The 14,410-nt window shown below is 65.3% G+C and carries 14 protein-coding genes; 5 read left to right on the top strand and 9 right to left on the bottom strand.

Going from position 1 to position 14,410, the window contains the following annotated elements:
• Positions 1-70: 70 nt before the first annotated feature.
• From BMX85_RS13440 to BMX85_RS13425, 4 genes are read right to left on the bottom strand one after another with little or no spacing between them, the layout of a single operon-like run.
• On the bottom strand, positions 71-1,030 hold the full coding sequence (locus BMX85_RS13440; RefSeq protein ID WP_090318622.1) for an FAD binding domain-containing protein: 960 nt from the start codon (positions 1,028-1,030) through the stop codon (positions 71-73).
• Positions 1,027-1,668 (bottom strand): aldehyde dehydrogenase iron-sulfur subunit PaoA, encoded by a 642-nt coding sequence (gene paoA, locus BMX85_RS13435; protein WP_090318618.1) that lies wholly within the window; start codon positions 1,666-1,668, stop codon positions 1,027-1,029. The genes BMX85_RS13440 and paoA overlap by 4 nt, the downstream gene beginning before the upstream one ends.
• 12 nt (positions 1,669-1,680) lie before the next feature.
• Complete coding sequence (locus BMX85_RS13430) at positions 1,681-2,469, bottom strand: carboxymuconolactone decarboxylase family protein (protein WP_218147331.1); 789 nt, start codon at positions 2,467-2,469, stop codon at positions 1,681-1,683.
• Entirely contained in the window at positions 2,447-2,938 is a 492-nt protein-coding gene (locus BMX85_RS13425; RefSeq protein ID WP_090318611.1) for a (R)-mandelonitrile lyase, read from the bottom strand. The genes BMX85_RS13430 and BMX85_RS13425 overlap by 23 nt, the downstream gene beginning before the upstream one ends.
• Positions 2,939-3,206: 268 nt before the next feature.
• Here BMX85_RS13425 and BMX85_RS13420 point away from each other — a divergent pair, with 268 nt between their 5' ends.
• Complete coding sequence (locus tag BMX85_RS13420) at positions 3,207-4,103, top strand: LysR family transcriptional regulator (protein WP_090318608.1); 897 nt, start codon at positions 3,207-3,209, stop codon at positions 4,101-4,103.
• Positions 4,104-4,113: 10 nt separating this feature from the next.
• Here BMX85_RS13420 and BMX85_RS13415 read toward each other — a convergent pair whose 3' ends face one another.
• The 5 genes from BMX85_RS13415 to BMX85_RS13395 form a co-directional block, all read right to left on the bottom strand.
• Entirely contained in the window at positions 4,114-4,707 is a 594-nt protein-coding gene (locus tag BMX85_RS13415; protein WP_090318605.1) for a flavodoxin, read from the bottom strand.
• 55 nt (positions 4,708-4,762) lie between these two features.
• Positions 4,763-6,148 carry an MFS transporter gene (locus tag BMX85_RS13410; protein WP_090318602.1) on the bottom strand — a complete coding sequence of 462 codons (1,386 nt, stop codon included), beginning with the start codon at positions 6,146-6,148 and terminating at the stop codon, positions 4,763-4,765.
• A gap of 108 nt (positions 6,149-6,256) precedes the next feature.
• Positions 6,257-7,378, bottom strand: a complete 1,122-nt coding sequence (locus tag BMX85_RS13405; protein ID WP_090318599.1) for an aldo/keto reductase — start codon at positions 7,376-7,378, stop codon at positions 6,257-6,259.
• Positions 7,379-7,388: 10 nt separating this feature from the next.
• The gene (locus tag BMX85_RS13400; protein ID WP_090318596.1) at positions 7,389-8,240 is read right to left on the bottom strand and encodes an aldo/keto reductase; all 852 of its coding nucleotides are present in this window, start codon (positions 8,238-8,240) and stop codon (positions 7,389-7,391) included.
• A 268-nt stretch (positions 8,241-8,508) separates the two neighbouring features.
• Positions 8,509-9,105 (bottom strand): CHAP domain-containing protein, encoded by a 597-nt coding sequence (locus BMX85_RS13395; protein ID WP_090318593.1) that lies wholly within the window; start codon positions 9,103-9,105, stop codon positions 8,509-8,511.
• Positions 9,106-9,208: 103 nt separating this feature from the next.
• Between BMX85_RS13395 and BMX85_RS13390 the strand changes: the two genes are divergently transcribed.
• From BMX85_RS13390 to BMX85_RS13375, 4 genes are all read left to right on the top strand, one after another.
• Positions 9,209-9,886 (top strand): response regulator, encoded by a 678-nt coding sequence (locus BMX85_RS13390; protein WP_090318590.1) that lies wholly within the window; start codon positions 9,209-9,211, stop codon positions 9,884-9,886.
• Positions 9,883-11,766: a sensor histidine kinase gene (locus tag BMX85_RS13385; protein ID WP_090318587.1), complete on the top strand. Its 1,884-nt coding sequence runs from the start codon at positions 9,883-9,885 to the stop codon at positions 11,764-11,766. Before BMX85_RS13390 ends, BMX85_RS13385 begins: the two co-directional genes overlap by 4 nt.
• A 124-nt stretch (positions 11,767-11,890) precedes the next feature.
• On the top strand, positions 11,891-12,736 hold the full coding sequence (locus BMX85_RS13380) for a S8 family peptidase (protein WP_177196745.1): 846 nt from the start codon (positions 11,891-11,893) through the stop codon (positions 12,734-12,736).
• A gap of 32 nt (positions 12,737-12,768) precedes the next feature.
• The gene (locus BMX85_RS13375) at positions 12,769-13,641 is read left to right on the top strand and encodes a cyanobactin maturation protease PatG family protein (RefSeq protein WP_177196744.1); all 873 of its coding nucleotides are present in this window, start codon (positions 12,769-12,771) and stop codon (positions 13,639-13,641) included.
• Positions 13,642-14,410 lie beyond the last annotated feature (769 nt).

Genomic DNA, 14,410 nt, shown 5'->3' with positions numbered 1-14,410 from the left:
CGTTAGCCTTGCCTTAATGGTTGGGACGGCGGTTTATCGAGCGGGGCGACGGTGGCGGGCGTTGCCGGTTTCATGCACCGCCCTGCTTCGCGGCAGCCAGCACCGCGCTCAAAGTGCGCTCGACCAATGTTACCTTGAACGCGTTTTGTTCGGTCGGTCGGGCGCCGGCCAGCAAGGCGGCGGCCATTGCCGTGGCGCCCCGCCCCATCAGCGCCTCGGCCGCCTCGACGCGCCAGGGCTTGTGCGCCACGCCGCCGACGGCCGCGCGGCCGGTGCCGTCCGGCTGTATCACCGCCGCCACGGACACCAGCGCGAAGGCATACGAAGCGCGGTCGCGCACTTTGCGGTAGATGTGCAGGCCGCCCAAGGGACGCGGCAAGACCACCGATGTGATCAGCTCGCCGGGTTGCAGCACCGTTTCGAGATGAGGCGTCTCCCCCGGCTGGCGATAGAGGTCGGCGATCGGAATAACGCGCCGGGCGCCGTCGGCGCGCATGGTTTCCACGCTGGCATCGAGCAGGCGCATGGCCACCGCCATGTCGCTCGGATGCGTGGCGATGCAGGCGCCGCTGGCGCCGATCACCGCGTGCTGGCGGTTTACGCCCCCGATGGCCGAACAACCACTTCCCGGGACGCGCTTGTTGCACGGCTGGTTGGTGTCGTAAAAATACGCGCAGCGCGTGCGCTGCAGGAGGTTGCCGGCGGTGGTCGCCCTGTTGCGCAACTGGCCGGACGCGCCGGACAAGAGCGCGCGCGACAGCACGCCGTAATCTTTGCGGACGCGGGCATCGGCCGCCAAATGGGCGTTGCGCACCAGCGCGCCGATGCGCAATCCGCCCTCTTGCGTCGCCTCGATCTGGTCGAAGCCGATGCCGTTCACGTCGATCAGGTGGGCCGGGCTGTCGATCTCCAGCTTCATCAGGTCGAGCAGGTTGGTGCCACCGGCGATGAAGCGGGCGCCGGGCGTGCGGACGAACGCCTCGGCCGCCGCCGCCGGGGTGGCGGCGCGCTGGTAGGTGAACGCCTTCACGCCGCACCTCCGGCGACGTCGAGAATGGCGTCGACGATGTTGGAGTACGCGCCGCAGCGACAGATATTGCCGCTCATGCGTTCGCGGATCTCATCGGCCGACAGCTGCGGCCGCGTGGTCAGGCTGGCGCTCGCGTGGCTCGGAACACCCTGCTTGATTTCGTCGAGCACGGCCACGGCGGAGCAGATCTGGCCCGGGGTACAGTAGCCGCACTGGTAGCCATCATGTTTGATGAAGGCGGCCTGCATCGGGTGCAGCTTGCCGGGCGTGCCGAGACCCTCGATCGTGGTGATCGTGGCGCCGTCGTGCATCACGGCCAACGTCAGGCAAGAATTGATGCGGCTGCCATCGAGCATTATGGTGCAGGCGCCGCACTGGCCATGGTCGCAGCCCTTCTTCGTACCCGTCAAGTGCAGGTGTTCGCGCAATACGTCGAGCAAGGAGGTGCGGGTGTCGAGCTCGAGCTGGTGGCGCTGGCCGTTGACGGTGAGTGCGACCTTGGCCGGCACCGGTGGCGCAGCCTTGGTGGCCGCGGCCGTCCTGGCGCCGGCCGGCGACGGCACCACGGCCGTGGCCGAAACGGCGCCCGCTTTCAGCAAGTCCCGCCGGGTGAGTTTGAGTTCGCTGAAATGGTCCATGCGTCGCTTCCTTTATTGGTTGGCAGGTGATAGTTGATCGAGCGCGGCGCGTGCACGCGCCGCGGCCTCGTGGCCCACACGTTCGGCCAGGACATCGGCGAACTGGCGCAGTTGCGGGGGCGTGAGCCCCTGGTACAGGCTCACGCGCACATGCGACAGCAGTTGCGGCTCCACGCCGTTCATGGCCGCCAGTGCGGCCACGGTGGCCAGTTCGCGGCTTTGCCAGTCGAGGTTGTTGCGCGCAAAAATATCGCCGAACAAATGTGTCTTCAGATACTGGTCGATGGCGGGAGCGAAGTCGAAGACGGGGCCTTTGACCGGGGCGCCTGTCAGCTTGGTTTGATTCGCGGTACCCGCAGCCAGCAGCGCGTCGCCAACGGGAACCGGGCCGGGACCGTCGCCCTCCGGGTCGTTGATGCCCCGCCGCTTGCGCGTGTCCACGGTTTTCATCAGCACGCCCAGCGCGTTCAGGCTGCGTGGGAAACCGGCATAGGCGTACATCTGCACCAGGATTTCCTTGCAGTCGCCCACGGACAGGCCGGCGTCAAGGCCGCTGTCGAGCGCGCTGGCCAGGCGTACCAGGTCGCCGGTGGACGCGAAGGCAGCGATCGGTCCGATTGCCTGCTGCTTGGCCGAAAGCCGGGATGGAGCGATGTCCGTCTGCATGGGCGCCTTCTCTGGTTGCGCGGCGCCAGCGGGCGCTGCGGGGGCCAGCGCGAGCAACGCGGCCAGCGCCGTGGACAACAGGGCCGCGCCGGCTTGGCCTGATGTCGACCTGTCAGCGGGACTGGTATTGTTCATCACCAACCTTTTCCTCCCATTGGACGCTCTTGCCCCCTTGGTTTCCGGTGATGGCGATGTGGGTCAGCGCGGTGGTCGGCGCGGCGCCGTGCCAGTGCTTGACGCCCGGCGGGCACCACACCACGTCGCCCGCGCTCAACTGCTGCAGCGGTTTGCCCCATTCCTGGGTCAGACCCGCCCCGGCGGTCACGACGAGGTATTGGCCTTGCGGGTGCGTGTGCCATGCCGAGCGCGCGCCCGGCTCAAACGTCACGTAAGCGGTGGACGCGTTGATCGACTCGTTGGCGGCGGTGAGCGGGTCGACCCGCACCCTCCCCGTGAAACTCGCGGTCGGACCGGCGATGGCGGCCACCGTGCCCGACTTTGTAATGCGCTGCGCCGGCGCCGACACAGCTGGTTGTCGGGCCTGGGCCAGGCTGGCAAGCAATACCGCCCCGAGGGCAAACGTGCGCCACAGACGTGTGGTCATGCGTGATTTCCTTCCATCGAACATTTTCAGCTTGCAAGAGCTCCAATGTAGTCGGTGCGCTATCGTGCGGCTAGGGCGGAAAAGCGCATGGGCTTATAAGCACAGCTGATCAATCAGCGGCGGCGCGGCCAGTTGTCGACTGCGGTAGGCCGGTGGGCGGGATGGGGAGCGGCCGGACCAACCGCGATGGGCGCGAAACGGTTGAGGCGCCCCCATGGTAGAGTGGCCGCTACCGTTACTTCACTCGCACCGTCTGCTCAATCACAACATGGCACTGACTAATTTCAATGACATCCTCGCGTTCATCGCTGTCGCGCGCGAAGGCAGCTTTACGCGCGCGGCAGCCAAGCTAGGTGTATCGCAATCGGCACTGAGCCAGACCGTGCGCGCTTTTGAGCAGCGCCTTGGCATACCGCTGTTGGTCCGCACGACGCGCAGCGTCTCCCCCACCGAAGCGGGCCGTCAAATCATGACCAGCATCGCGCCGCGCTGTGAGGAGATCGAGACCGAGCTGACCGCGCTCAGCGAACGGCGTTTGTTGCCAGCCGGCACGATCCGGGTCAGCGCAGGTGAGCACGCCGCGCTGAGCGTGTTGCAGCCGGTATTGAACAAGCTGCTGCCGATTTACCCCGACATCCGAGTGGAAATCCACGCCGAGAACCGCATGGCGGATATCGTTGCCGAGCGTTTCGACGCCGGGGTGCGTCTCGGCGACCAGGTGGACAAAGACATGATCGCGGTGCGTATCGGCCCCGACTTGCGCTGGGCCGTGGTGGGCTCGCCCGCGTATTTCGAGCGGCATCCGGCGCCGCAAACGCCAGCCGACCTCACCCGCCACAACTGCATCAACATGCGACTGCCAACGCACGGATCGATCTTCACCTGGGAATTCGCAAAGGATGGCCGTGAAGTGAAGGTCAAGGTGGATGGACAGATGGTGGTCAACAACCTGGCCATGCGTGTTCTATCGGCCCTCGACGGACTGGGCTTGGCGTATGTGCCGGAAGACCAGGTCGCGGCGCACCTGGCGTCCGGACGGCTGGTAAGGACGCTCGATGAGTGGTGCCCGGCCTATCCGGGCTACCGGCTCTACTACCCGAGCCGGCGCCATCCCTCGGCCGCTTTCGCTTTGTTTCTTGACGCCGTGCGGTACCAACCGGCCTGAGACGCCGGGATTAGCGCGGCACCGGTTTCCCCAGCCACTGCAACACTTCGGTGGTGGTGCGCCGCTCCTGGTCCGCTTCCATCACCAACGGCGGTTTCAGCATGGCCCCTATCGCGCGCTTGGCCAGCTCGGCCGCGCTCTTCCCTGCCCCGTAGCCACCGTGGGTGATAAACGGCACCACCGTCTTGCCGCGCAGGTCGATCCGCGACAGGAAGCTGCGCACCGGCGGCGGCAGGGTTTCGCCCCAGACCGGAAAGCCGAGGTACACCTTATCGTACTGCGCCATATTGGGCGGCCCGTCGCGCAACGCCGGCAGGTAGCCCGTGTCGCGCTGCTGGCGGGCCTGCTCCACGGTGTCGAAATAATCGTCGGGATAGGCGCGCGCGGCGCGGATCTCGTACAGGTCCGAAAGCTCGGCACGGTGGATCACACCCGCCAGCACCCGTGTGTTGCCCGAGCGCGACAGGAACGCCACCAGTGTGCGCGGGCGCCCCTTCCCGGTCGCGCCTCCCGCTTCGTTATCGGCGGCGGCGACCGCCTCGCCCATGGGCAATGCCGCCATGGCTGTCATCAGCATACGGCGCGATGGATTGTCGATGTTCATGTTATCCCCTCGGATATCGGCTGGCGTTCGGTTCTCGTAATCCATGATCGACTGCTTACTGTTTTTTTGGAAAAATAAATGCCGCGACCAGCAACAACGCCAACACCAGCAGGCCGGCTGAACAGGCCAATGCGGTATTGACACGGTGTAGCAACAACGTCGTGCCGGTCGCGGCATCCGCTCGATAAGCAGCGACAGCAACCAGCGCCGCCAGCCCCAGCGAGTTCCCCAGCTGATGTGCCACGTTCACCACGCCCGACGCCGCGCCGGCATCCGGTGCCGGCACCCCCAGCATCCCGGCGGCGGTCAACGGGCTCAGTGTCAATCCTTGGCCGATGCCGATCAATACCATAGGCAACGCCACCGCCAGTACGTAGTTGTGGCTGGACGACACCTGACTCAACCACGCCATACCGACCGCGCCTATCGCAAGGCCTGCGGCCAGCAGGCGGCCGTTACCGAACCGGGCGGTGAAGCGCGGCACTTGCAGCGCCACCGCAAAATTAACGGTTGTCATTGGCAGGAATGCCAGGCCAGTGATCGCGGGCCGGTAGGCGAGCACCGTTTGCAGATACTGGGTGGTGAAAAAGAAAAACCCTATCATAGCGCCCAGGAACAGCAAGCGGGCACCATAGGCCGCCGCGCGCGCCGGCACCGAAAACAGCCGGAGCGGCATGATCGGCTGCGCGGCGTGACGCTCGTTGAGGATGAACGCGATGAGCAGCAGTACCCCGCCCGCCACCGCGCCCTGGGTGGTTGAATCGCGCCAGCCGGCGCTCGCCGACCGGATCATGCCGTACACCAGCGCGCTCATGCCGGCGGTCGAGGCGAGCGCGCCGATGGCGTCGAAGTGCCCACTGTTGCGCGGGCTCTCGTTGATATAGCGCAGCGCCGCCCAGATCATGGCGATGCCGATTGGCAGGTTGATAAAGAAGCCCACGCGCCAGGACAACCAGTCGGCAAGCACGCCGCCGAGCACCAGTCCCACGCTGGCGGCAATTCCCGCTACAGCGCTGTAATACGACACCGCGCGCGTGCGCTCGGCGCCATCCGCAAACGTGGTTTGCAGCAGCGCCAATGTGGACGGCGCCAGGATGGCGGCACCGAGCCCCTGCACTGCGCGCGCGCCCACCATCCAACTCGGAGAAGGCGCCATGCCGATCATGAGCGAGGCCAGCGTGAACACGGCCAACCCGAGCACCAGCATGCGACGCCGCCCCACGATGTCGCCAGCGCGCGCCGCCAGCAGCAGGAAGCCGCCAAAGGTGAGGGTGTACGCGCTTTGCACCCAGGCCAGGCCGTTATCCGTAAAGCCCAGATCGCGGTGAATACTAGGCAGGCCCGTGAGCACGATGGACGTGTCGAGCACAATCATCACGTAGCTGACCAGGATGATCGCAAGAATGGCGGCTTTGTGTGGCATTGTGGAGGATGTGGACATAAGAAGATTTTCAGACAGTGACCCAGGAGACACTGTAGGCTGCTCCCATTTGTACCAATAATTTCATTCACGCCGGTACTGCCGCGCCGCGCTGGTTGCGTGCTCACCTTAACGCTTTGGCGCCGCATCGACGCCGGAAAACGCCAACACGGCATCGGGCAGGCGCGCGCCCCGCACCTTGATGGCGCGAACCGCCCCATCGAGTTCCGCCAGTTCGGCAACGCTGAACCGAATGCCGGTCGCCGCCACGTTGTCCAGCATGTGGGCCATCTGTGTCGTGCCCGGTATAGGCACGATCCACGGTTTTTGCGCCAGCAGCCACGCCAGGGCGATCTGCCCGGGTGTCGCATGCTTGCGGGTGGACCATTTTTTCAGCAGCGCTACCAGCGCCATGTTCGCCGCAAGGTTGGCGCCTTCGAACCTCGACTCGACTTTGCGGATGTCGCCTTCGGCAAAACGGGTGTTGGTGTCGATCGCGCCGGTCAGGAAACCCACGCCGAGCGGACTCCAGGGTACGAAGCCGATGCCTAGTTCCTGGCAGGTATCGAGCACGCCGTCTTCCGGTCCGCGCCACAGCATCGAGTATTCGTTTTGTACCGCTGTGACGGGCAATTCCGCATGTGCGCGGCGCAGGGTGTTCAGGCCCATTTCGCACAGGCCCCAATGCAGGACCTTGCCTTGTCTGACCAGATCCCCGACGGCGCCGGCCACGTCCTCGATCGGCACCGCAGGATCAACGCGGTGTTGGTACAGCAGATCGATACGGTCGGTGTTCAGGCGCTTAAGCATGCCCTCGACCGCCCGTTTGATGTGGTCCGGCCGGCTGTTCAAGCCAGGCAGGCGCTGGCCCGTTTCGAGGTCGATATTCCAGCCGAATTTCGACGCGATGGCGACCTGGTTGCGGAACGGCGCGACCCCTTCGCCCAGGATGCGCTCGACTTCGTGTGGGCCGTAAGCTTCGGCCGCATCGAAGAAAGTCACGCCACTGTCGAACGCGGTGCGCAGGATCTGGTGCATGTCCGCGCGCGTTGGAATGAGGGTTTGGTACGTGCGACTCATGTTCTGCGCGCCCAGCCCTATGCTGGATACCTCCATCGTGCCCAACTTGCGGCGGCCCGCCACCATTGGAACGGTCGTGTTGGTCGGTTGAGCTTTGCCCACAAACGGCACGGCGGCGACGCTCGCGGCGGCCGCGATAAAACCACGGCGGGAGCTTGGTTTATCGGTCATGGCGTTCTCCTTAGATGTCGAGCTTGCGGCTCGCCATCCATCTGACCATTTCCGGGTCCTGGTGCGAGAAGAAGCTGCTGTTGCCTGTTTCTAGCGTAGCGATCGCCATGGTGTCTTCGTCGCTCAACGCGAAATCGAATACATTCAAGTTTTCTTCCATACGCTCGCGCTTGACCGTCTTAGCCAGCGCCACGATTCCGCGCTGCACCAGCCACCGCAACACCACCTGACCGATCGATTTGTTATACTTCGCAGCAATCCCGGCCAGCACCGGATTGTGGAACAGATCGTTCTTGCCCTCGGCGAACGGTGCCCAGGCTTCGGCTTGGACCTTGCTCGCCGCCATGAATTTTGTCGCGTCTCCCTGTTGGTGGAAGGGATTGATTTCAATTTGATTGACTGCCGGCGTGATCTCGTTAAAGGCGATCAGGTCCATCAAACGATCCGGCGCGAAGTTGGAGACGCCGATGGCGCGCAGCTTGCCCGCCTTGCAGGCGTCCTGCATCGCGCGCCAGGAACCGTGGATGTCGCCGTACGGCTGGTGGATCAGGAACAGGTCGAGGTACTCCATCCGCAAGCGAGCGAGCGATTTGTCGATGGCCTGTGTCGTCTTGTCGTAGCCGGTGTCCTGCACCCACAGTTTACTGGTGACAAACAGGTCGCCGCGTGCGACGCCACTGTTTCTGATGCCGGTGCCAACGGCTCCTTCGTTCTGGTACGAGGCCGCCGTGTCGATCAGGCGGTAACCCGCGCCGATGGCATCGATAACGGTGCGTTCGCATTCGGCGGGGTCGGGAATCTGAAAGACACCGAAGCCGAGGATCGGCATAACCAAGCCGTTGTTGAGTGTGACGTGTTCCATGATATGTCCCTTGGATGGTGTTAGCGATCGATCAGTTTTTGGTCACGGAAAGGTGCCAGTGCCTCGCCAAGCAGTCCTTCGTTGGCGCCGTAGGCATCGGCCGTGTCGGACAGCGTCACGCCTCCCGCAGCAACAGAGTTCAAGTTGTTGCATGTTGCTCTCTAATGAGTATGCGATGTGTACAGGTTAAATCCATTCGATTGAATTGATAACCCGCTCTAATCGGCATGTCTCTATTAGTAGAACTAATCAATCGTGAAGCACACCCTCACTCGACGCCCCGGCACCAGGCATAGATGCTGTTTTGCTGCGCGGTGAACTTGTCCGCCGACGTGATTTTGATGGAGTCGTGGGGTTCGTTCTTGATGTTGTCGGCCGAACAATGGATGATGCGCGTCGCGTGTCCGTCCGCGTCGGCCTCGACGACGACGGCGACGTGCCCGTAGCGTTCGTCGCTGCCCTGCTTCGGGTACACCACCAGCGCCCCCGGGCGCGCCCGGGCGATCTCCTCAAAACGCCGCTGCGGTCCTTTGGCATCGGCCCATATGCTGTCCGTATTGATCCAGGCGTCGCCGCCGGCCCCGGGCAGAACGCGCGCGAACCCGAGCGCCCAGCAGACGAAGCCGCTGCAGTCGCACGCATCGCGCACCAGCGCCGGATCGTGGACGTCGATGCCCATGGCCTGGGCCAGTGGCGCGAGCGCCTGCTGGTCGGCCGCATCCAGGCTTGCCCACGCCTGTGCGACCCGTACCGGGTTCGATGGCAGCGCGGCGCCCGGATCGCGCCCGCCCTGCCCGATCCAGTACAGGATGGCGTGGCCGCGGGCCGACAAGGCGCGCGTGAGGACTTGTTGTGCGGTGATCATCGAAATCCCTCCAAAAATTGCCCACTATGCGCCTGCCTGGCGGACTTGGCCATCCCGTCAACACGTTATCGACGCTGCGTCGAGGTTGTACTAAAATTAACGCATGGCGTCCTCCCAACCCCCACCCGTGCCGACGTCCGTGCTGATCGTCGAGGACGAACCCGAGCTGCTGCACCGGTTCACGGCGGCGCTGCTGGCCGAGGAACGCCTGCATCTGCTGGCCGCGGTGGCGACCGGCGCTGCGGCGCTGGCCGCGCTGTCGGACGGCACGCCCGATGTCGTGCTGCTCGACCTGGGCCTGCCCGATTGCGATGGTATCGCCGTCATCCGCCACGTGATGCGGCATTGCCCCGAGTGCGATGTGCTGGTGGTGACGATGTTCAGCGACGACGACCACGTCTTCGCCGCGCTCGAGGCGGGTGCGACCGGCTACCTGCTCAAGGATGCGGGCCTGGAGCGCATCGCGGCCAGCATCCACGAGCTGCGCGCGGGCGGCTCGCCCATTTCGCCCAGCATCGCGCGCCGCGTGCTGGCGCGCATGCGCACGGCCACGGTGGCCGACGCGGCGCCCGGGCAACCGGCGTCGGCGGCCATTCTGACGCCGCGCGAGATCGAGCTTCTGAAGCTGACGGCCAAGGGGCTCAGCTTCGACAAGGTCGGCGACATGCTGGGCATCTCGCCGCACACCGTGGTCGCCCACGTCAAGAAGATCTACCGCAAGCTGGCCGTCCACTCGCGCACCGAAGCCGTCTATGAAGCCACCCAAATGGGGTTGCTATGAGATGTTGGAGGCTGCGCCGCGCCCTGCTGGCGTGCGCGGCCGCCGTGCTGCTGTGGCCGATCCCGGCGCCGGCGCGGGACGCGGTGGTCGAGGAAATCCGGCAAGCCCAAATACTCGAGTCGGACGCCACGGCGCCGCCGCCGGCGACGGCCGCCTGGCAGCCGGCGGCGCTGCCGCTGTCGCGCGGCGCACTGCCGAACCAGGCGCCCCGGGTGACCTGGTTGCGCATGCGCTTCGATGTGGCGCGCCAGCCCGCCGAATTCTGGGGCGTGCTGCTGTTATACATGTATGGGGGCGGCCAGGTCTGGCTCGACGGACGCCTCGTGGGCGAGCTGCCCGTCGCCAGCGCGGCCATGCACGTGCGCTGGGAGCGGCCGTGCCTGATCGTGCTGCCGCGCGCCTACCTGGGCGCGGGGCGCCACGAACTGGCGATACGCGCCAGCCCGGTGGACGGCGAAACGGTGCTGCAACTTCCCGCGCCGCGCGTCGGGCCGCTGGCCGATCTGCGCGTCCAGCACGACCGGCGCCATTTCTGGATGCACACGATGCCCGAACTGACCGCCGCCGGTTGCCTGGTCGTTACGATGCTCATGCTGCTGATCTGGTGGCGCTTGCCGGAAGAAGTCCTGTACGGCTGGTTCGGCATCGCGGCCCTGATGTGGGGCATTCGCACGCTGACCTTCGTGATCGAGGCGGTGCCGCCCGAGCGCTGGCAATGGTGGCGACTGCTCTACCTCGCCAGCACCGGCGGCTTCATCGTGGTGCTGGCGCTGTTCGCCGGACGCCTGGGCGGCATGCACAGCCGTTGGACCGAACGCGCCCTGCTCGCCTATTGGGCGGTCGGCCCGGCGTGGCGGCTGGCGAGCGGCATGAACAGCGACGAGCCGGTCAACCGCTTGTGGACCGCCGGCCTGATTCCGATCGCCATCGGCATCGTGGTGGTGTCCATCGTGACCGCCAGGCGCCAGCGCACGCCCGGCTCCCTCCTGCTGCCGGGCGCGCTGGCCTTGGCGACGCTGACCGGCATCCACGACTACCTTCTGGTGTGGAAGCCCGCGCTGCTGGCGCGCTTGGTGCCGCGCTGGGCGGGCGAACGCTATTTCCTGCTGCATTACGGCGCCGACCTGGTGCTGGTGGCGATGGGCGTGTTGCTGTGCGCGCGCTTCGTGATCAGCGTGCGCGCGCTGCGCGTGCTGAATGAAACCCTGGAATCGCGCATCGCCGACCGTGAGCGTGCGCTGAACGCCAACTTCTCCCGGATGGCCGAGCTCGAGCGGGAGAACGCCGCCGCCATGGAGCGCAAGCTGATCATGCGCGAAATTCACGATGGCCTCGGTTCCAAGTTGTTCACCTCGCTCTCACGCGTGGAGCGCGGCGCGATGGACGCCACCGAAATGGCCTCCTCCCTGCGGGCTTGCATCGCCGACATGCGCCTTGCGCTCGAAGCCTTGGCGCCCGACGACCACGACCTGCGCGTCGCCTTCGGGGACTTCATGTTCCGCTGGGGCGGCGAGCTGCAAGCGGCCGCCGTGCGCTGCTCATGGAGCGTCGAGCTCCCCGACGATTCGGTGCAACTGGGGCCGCACGCCACGCTTCAGCTGCTGCGCATGGCACAGGAGGCGCTCACCAATGTCGCCAAGCACGCCAAGGCGCGCATGGTGGACCTGTCGCTGGTGGTGCGCGACGGCCGGCTGGTGCTGCGCATCGCCGACGATGGCGTCGGCTTGCCGCCCGACCGGGAAGCAAGCGGACGGGGCCTGCGCAACATGCTCGGGCGCGCGCAGCAGCTCGGCGGCACCGTCACCATCGCGCGGGGCCCCGAGCATGGCACCATCGTCACCCTCACGCTGGAGCTGGCGAGCAAGCCGGGCATACCGTAAACGCGGGATTTCGCGCCATGGCCGGCGTGCCTAGAATGGCATTCACGGTATTGGCCAGCGTCGATGCCGCCATCACCGGCGTTAATTGGTTTCGAGAAAATCCAAATTTTCCAGCAGGGTCTCCGTGTCCAACCATATCCACTCCAGCCTCGGCAAGCTGCAAGCCGTCACCTCGGGAAGTCCCGATGTGATCGTCGGCGTGATCGATGGTCCGGTCAGATTGGACCATGAAGACTTGTCAGCCAATATCAGTTCGGCGCGAAATAACCCATCCGGCAGCGCCCTGGCGCGGCGGCACGGCACGTTCATTGCCGGAATATTGTCGGCGAGGACGGATGCCCCCGTACCCGGCATATGTCCCGGCTGCACGGTCATCGTCCGCCCGCTGTCGGCACTGTCGGCACTGGAAAATGGCATCGTCTCGCTGTCGCCAGACGAGTTGGCGGCGGCAATCGTCGAGTGCATCCAGCGTGGCGCACAGATTATCAATCTCAGTCTGAGTCTGTCCCCATCGATCGGGGATCGCACGTCTTCGATGGCCGATGCGCTCCGGCTCGCGGCCTCGCGTGGCGTGTTGGTGATCGCCGCGTCGGGCAACGGCGCCCACCTGCATGACAGCGAGTTGACGGCGCATCCTTGGGTGATCCCTGTGGTGTCGCTGGCGGCGGATGGCCGCTACTCCATCTTCTCCACGACCAGTCCTTCGATCGGCTCGCGCGGGGTCGGTGCGCCGGGCGAGAACATCCACGGACTGTCCGAACAGGGCGGGCACGTGACGCTGAGTGGCACCAGCGCCGCCGCCGCCTTTGTGACGGGCGCCGCAGCGCTGTTGCGCGCAAGCTTCACCAAGGTCTCGCCGGAAGTCCTGCGCGCCGCGCTCGTCGGCACACGCAGACTGCGGCGTACCTTGTATCCGCCGCCGCTCAACGCGTGGGCGGCGTACCTGCAGCTGTCTCAAATGTCATTGTAAAACAACGGTTTCACCATCTCGGAGGCTAGGCAATGATCGAAGATTCCATAGTTGAGGTAAACAAAACACAGGGGCAACTGGCGGCCGCCGCCGGCGCCGCGCCGCCATGCGGCTGTCAGGCAGGCAGGGAGGCGCCGGAAGGATTTGTCTACGCGGTCGGCCGCCTCGAGCCGCGGTTTCCGAGCCTGTCGGTCGAAAAGGAGTTCAACCAGGCCGCGGCCCGCCTCGATACCCAGGGCTTAAGCGAGCGCCAGCGTCATCAGACGGTGCTGTCGCTGCGTGAACACCGTTACCTCGTGCGGCAGGTTTGCTGGGTGTTCAGCGTGCAGGGACTGGAGACCTATCTGGTCCAGCTTGGCGACGGCGGCGACTACGACCTGCTCACCGGCTCGTTACGGGAACGTCCAAGCCCCAACGACATCGATGTGGTGGTCGGCAGACGGCTCGGGCTCAGTTCACCCGCTATGTGCAACGGGCTGGTGATCCCGATCCTGCGTGCCGACCAGATCTACTCGTTCGATCGGGATTCGCTGATCGACAGCCTGCCGGTGCCGGAAGATGTTCCACGCGAGAAATTCGATGCCTCCGCGCGTGAAATGTTGGAGCAAATGATGTTGCTATCGGATAACGTCGGCGCCTCCGACGAGCACCGCGCGCTGAACTATCTGTCGCTGCGCTATTCGGCCGTCTACCACCTGATCGCCGGAGCGCATGCGCGGAACCTGAGCCTTACCGGTGTCACGGTGCGGCCGTCCAAGCTCAGCCAGAGCCGGTCCATCATGGACGTGGTGCTAGCCTTCACCAACAGGCAGACCGACGTGGTGGAAAAATTCATCGTGCGTGTCGATGTGACCGAGCAGTTTCCTTTTCTGGCCACCAAATTGTCGCCCTACTTCGACATGTAATCGGTGGCTGGAATCAACCAGGTTAAAAGGAGAATTTAAATGTCTATCCCAGGCTTTGATGCAGCGGCCACCCTGTGCCGCAGTTCCCGGACCTACGCCACGCCTCACCGCGCGGCGCCATCGAGGGGGCAGCTTGCCGGCGGCGGTCCGGTCCTCGAACCGCAAGAACCCGACCCTCCGCAAGGGCCATCCTGCGGAAAGTGCAAGTGCGACCCGGGCCAGGAGTGCGAGCAAAACTTTTGGGGCTGTAAATGCATGTGATTGCCGCGAAGTGCGGAACGATGCTCAAGCATAGTTTGATGCGCGATTTGATGCACGATTTGATGCACTATTTGATAAAGGAGAGCAACATGATCATCCCAGGATTTACCGCTGCCGCAGCGTTCGAGGTGCCGCACGGGCGCTATGCGAGCGCAACCAGATCGGCGGGCGCCGCGACATCGTCCGATACCGCCCGCCTCGCGCTACAGTCGACGTGCGGCGAATGTAGCTGCTCGGTGGGGCAGTGCTGCTCGAGCGGACCCGGCACGCTGTGCTCGTGCCGTCGCTGCGGCGGCCACGCCGGAGCGACACTGCCCGAATTCGGTAACGCTTGACCTAGCCGGCCCCCCTTCCAGTATCCCTCAACGGCCCGGCACGCGTCCATCGGACAGCGTGCGCGGGTCGACGCCGCCGGCGGCGCGCCGCGCCGCGGCGACGCTGCGCCCCTCGGTGCGGCGCACGCCGCCCTTGAGCGTTGTGGACAGCCCTGCGCGCCCGGCGACCCCCT

Source organism: Duganella sp. CF517, from assembly GCF_900110275.1.
In the GTDB taxonomy this organism is placed as follows: Bacteria; Pseudomonadota; Gammaproteobacteria; order Burkholderiales; family Burkholderiaceae_D; genus Rugamonas.
This window is presented reverse-complemented; position numbering and strand designations above follow the sequence as displayed.

Excerpts from the sequence above, each read along its gene's own strand:
- BMX85_RS13415 (WP_090318605.1), bottom strand. The coding sequence starts at position 4,707 with ATGAACATCGACAATCCATCGCGCCGTATGCTGATGACAGCCATGGCG.
- paoA (WP_090318618.1), bottom strand. The coding sequence starts at position 1,668 with ATGGACCATTTCAGCGAACTCAAACTCACCCGGCGGGACTTGCTGAAA.
- BMX85_RS13410 (WP_090318602.1), bottom strand. The coding sequence starts at position 6,148 with ATGTCCACATCCTCCACAATGCCACACAAAGCCGCCATTCTTGCGATC.
- BMX85_RS13395 (WP_090318593.1), bottom strand. The coding sequence starts at position 9,105 with ATGATCACCGCACAACAAGTCCTCACGCGCGCCTTGTCGGCCCGCGGC.
- BMX85_RS13425 (WP_090318611.1), bottom strand. The coding sequence starts at position 2,938 with ATGACCACACGTCTGTGGCGCACGTTTGCCCTCGGGGCGGTATTGCTT.
- BMX85_RS13390 (WP_090318590.1), top strand. The coding sequence starts at position 9,209 with ATGGCGTCCTCCCAACCCCCACCCGTGCCGACGTCCGTGCTGATCGTC.
- BMX85_RS13405 (WP_090318599.1), bottom strand. The coding sequence starts at position 7,378 with ATGACCGATAAACCAAGCTCCCGCCGTGGTTTTATCGCGGCCGCCGCG.
- BMX85_RS13385 (WP_090318587.1), top strand. The coding sequence starts at position 9,883 with ATGAGATGTTGGAGGCTGCGCCGCGCCCTGCTGGCGTGCGCGGCCGCC.
- BMX85_RS13430 (WP_218147331.1), bottom strand. The coding sequence starts at position 2,469 with ATGAACAATACCAGTCCCGCTGACAGGTCGACATCAGGCCAAGCCGGC.
- BMX85_RS13420 (WP_090318608.1), top strand. The coding sequence starts at position 3,207 with ATGGCACTGACTAATTTCAATGACATCCTCGCGTTCATCGCTGTCGCG.
- BMX85_RS13375 (WP_177196744.1), top strand. The coding sequence starts at position 12,769 with ATGATCGAAGATTCCATAGTTGAGGTAAACAAAACACAGGGGCAACTG.
- BMX85_RS13400 (WP_090318596.1), bottom strand. The coding sequence starts at position 8,240 with ATGGAACACGTCACACTCAACAACGGCTTGGTTATGCCGATCCTCGGC.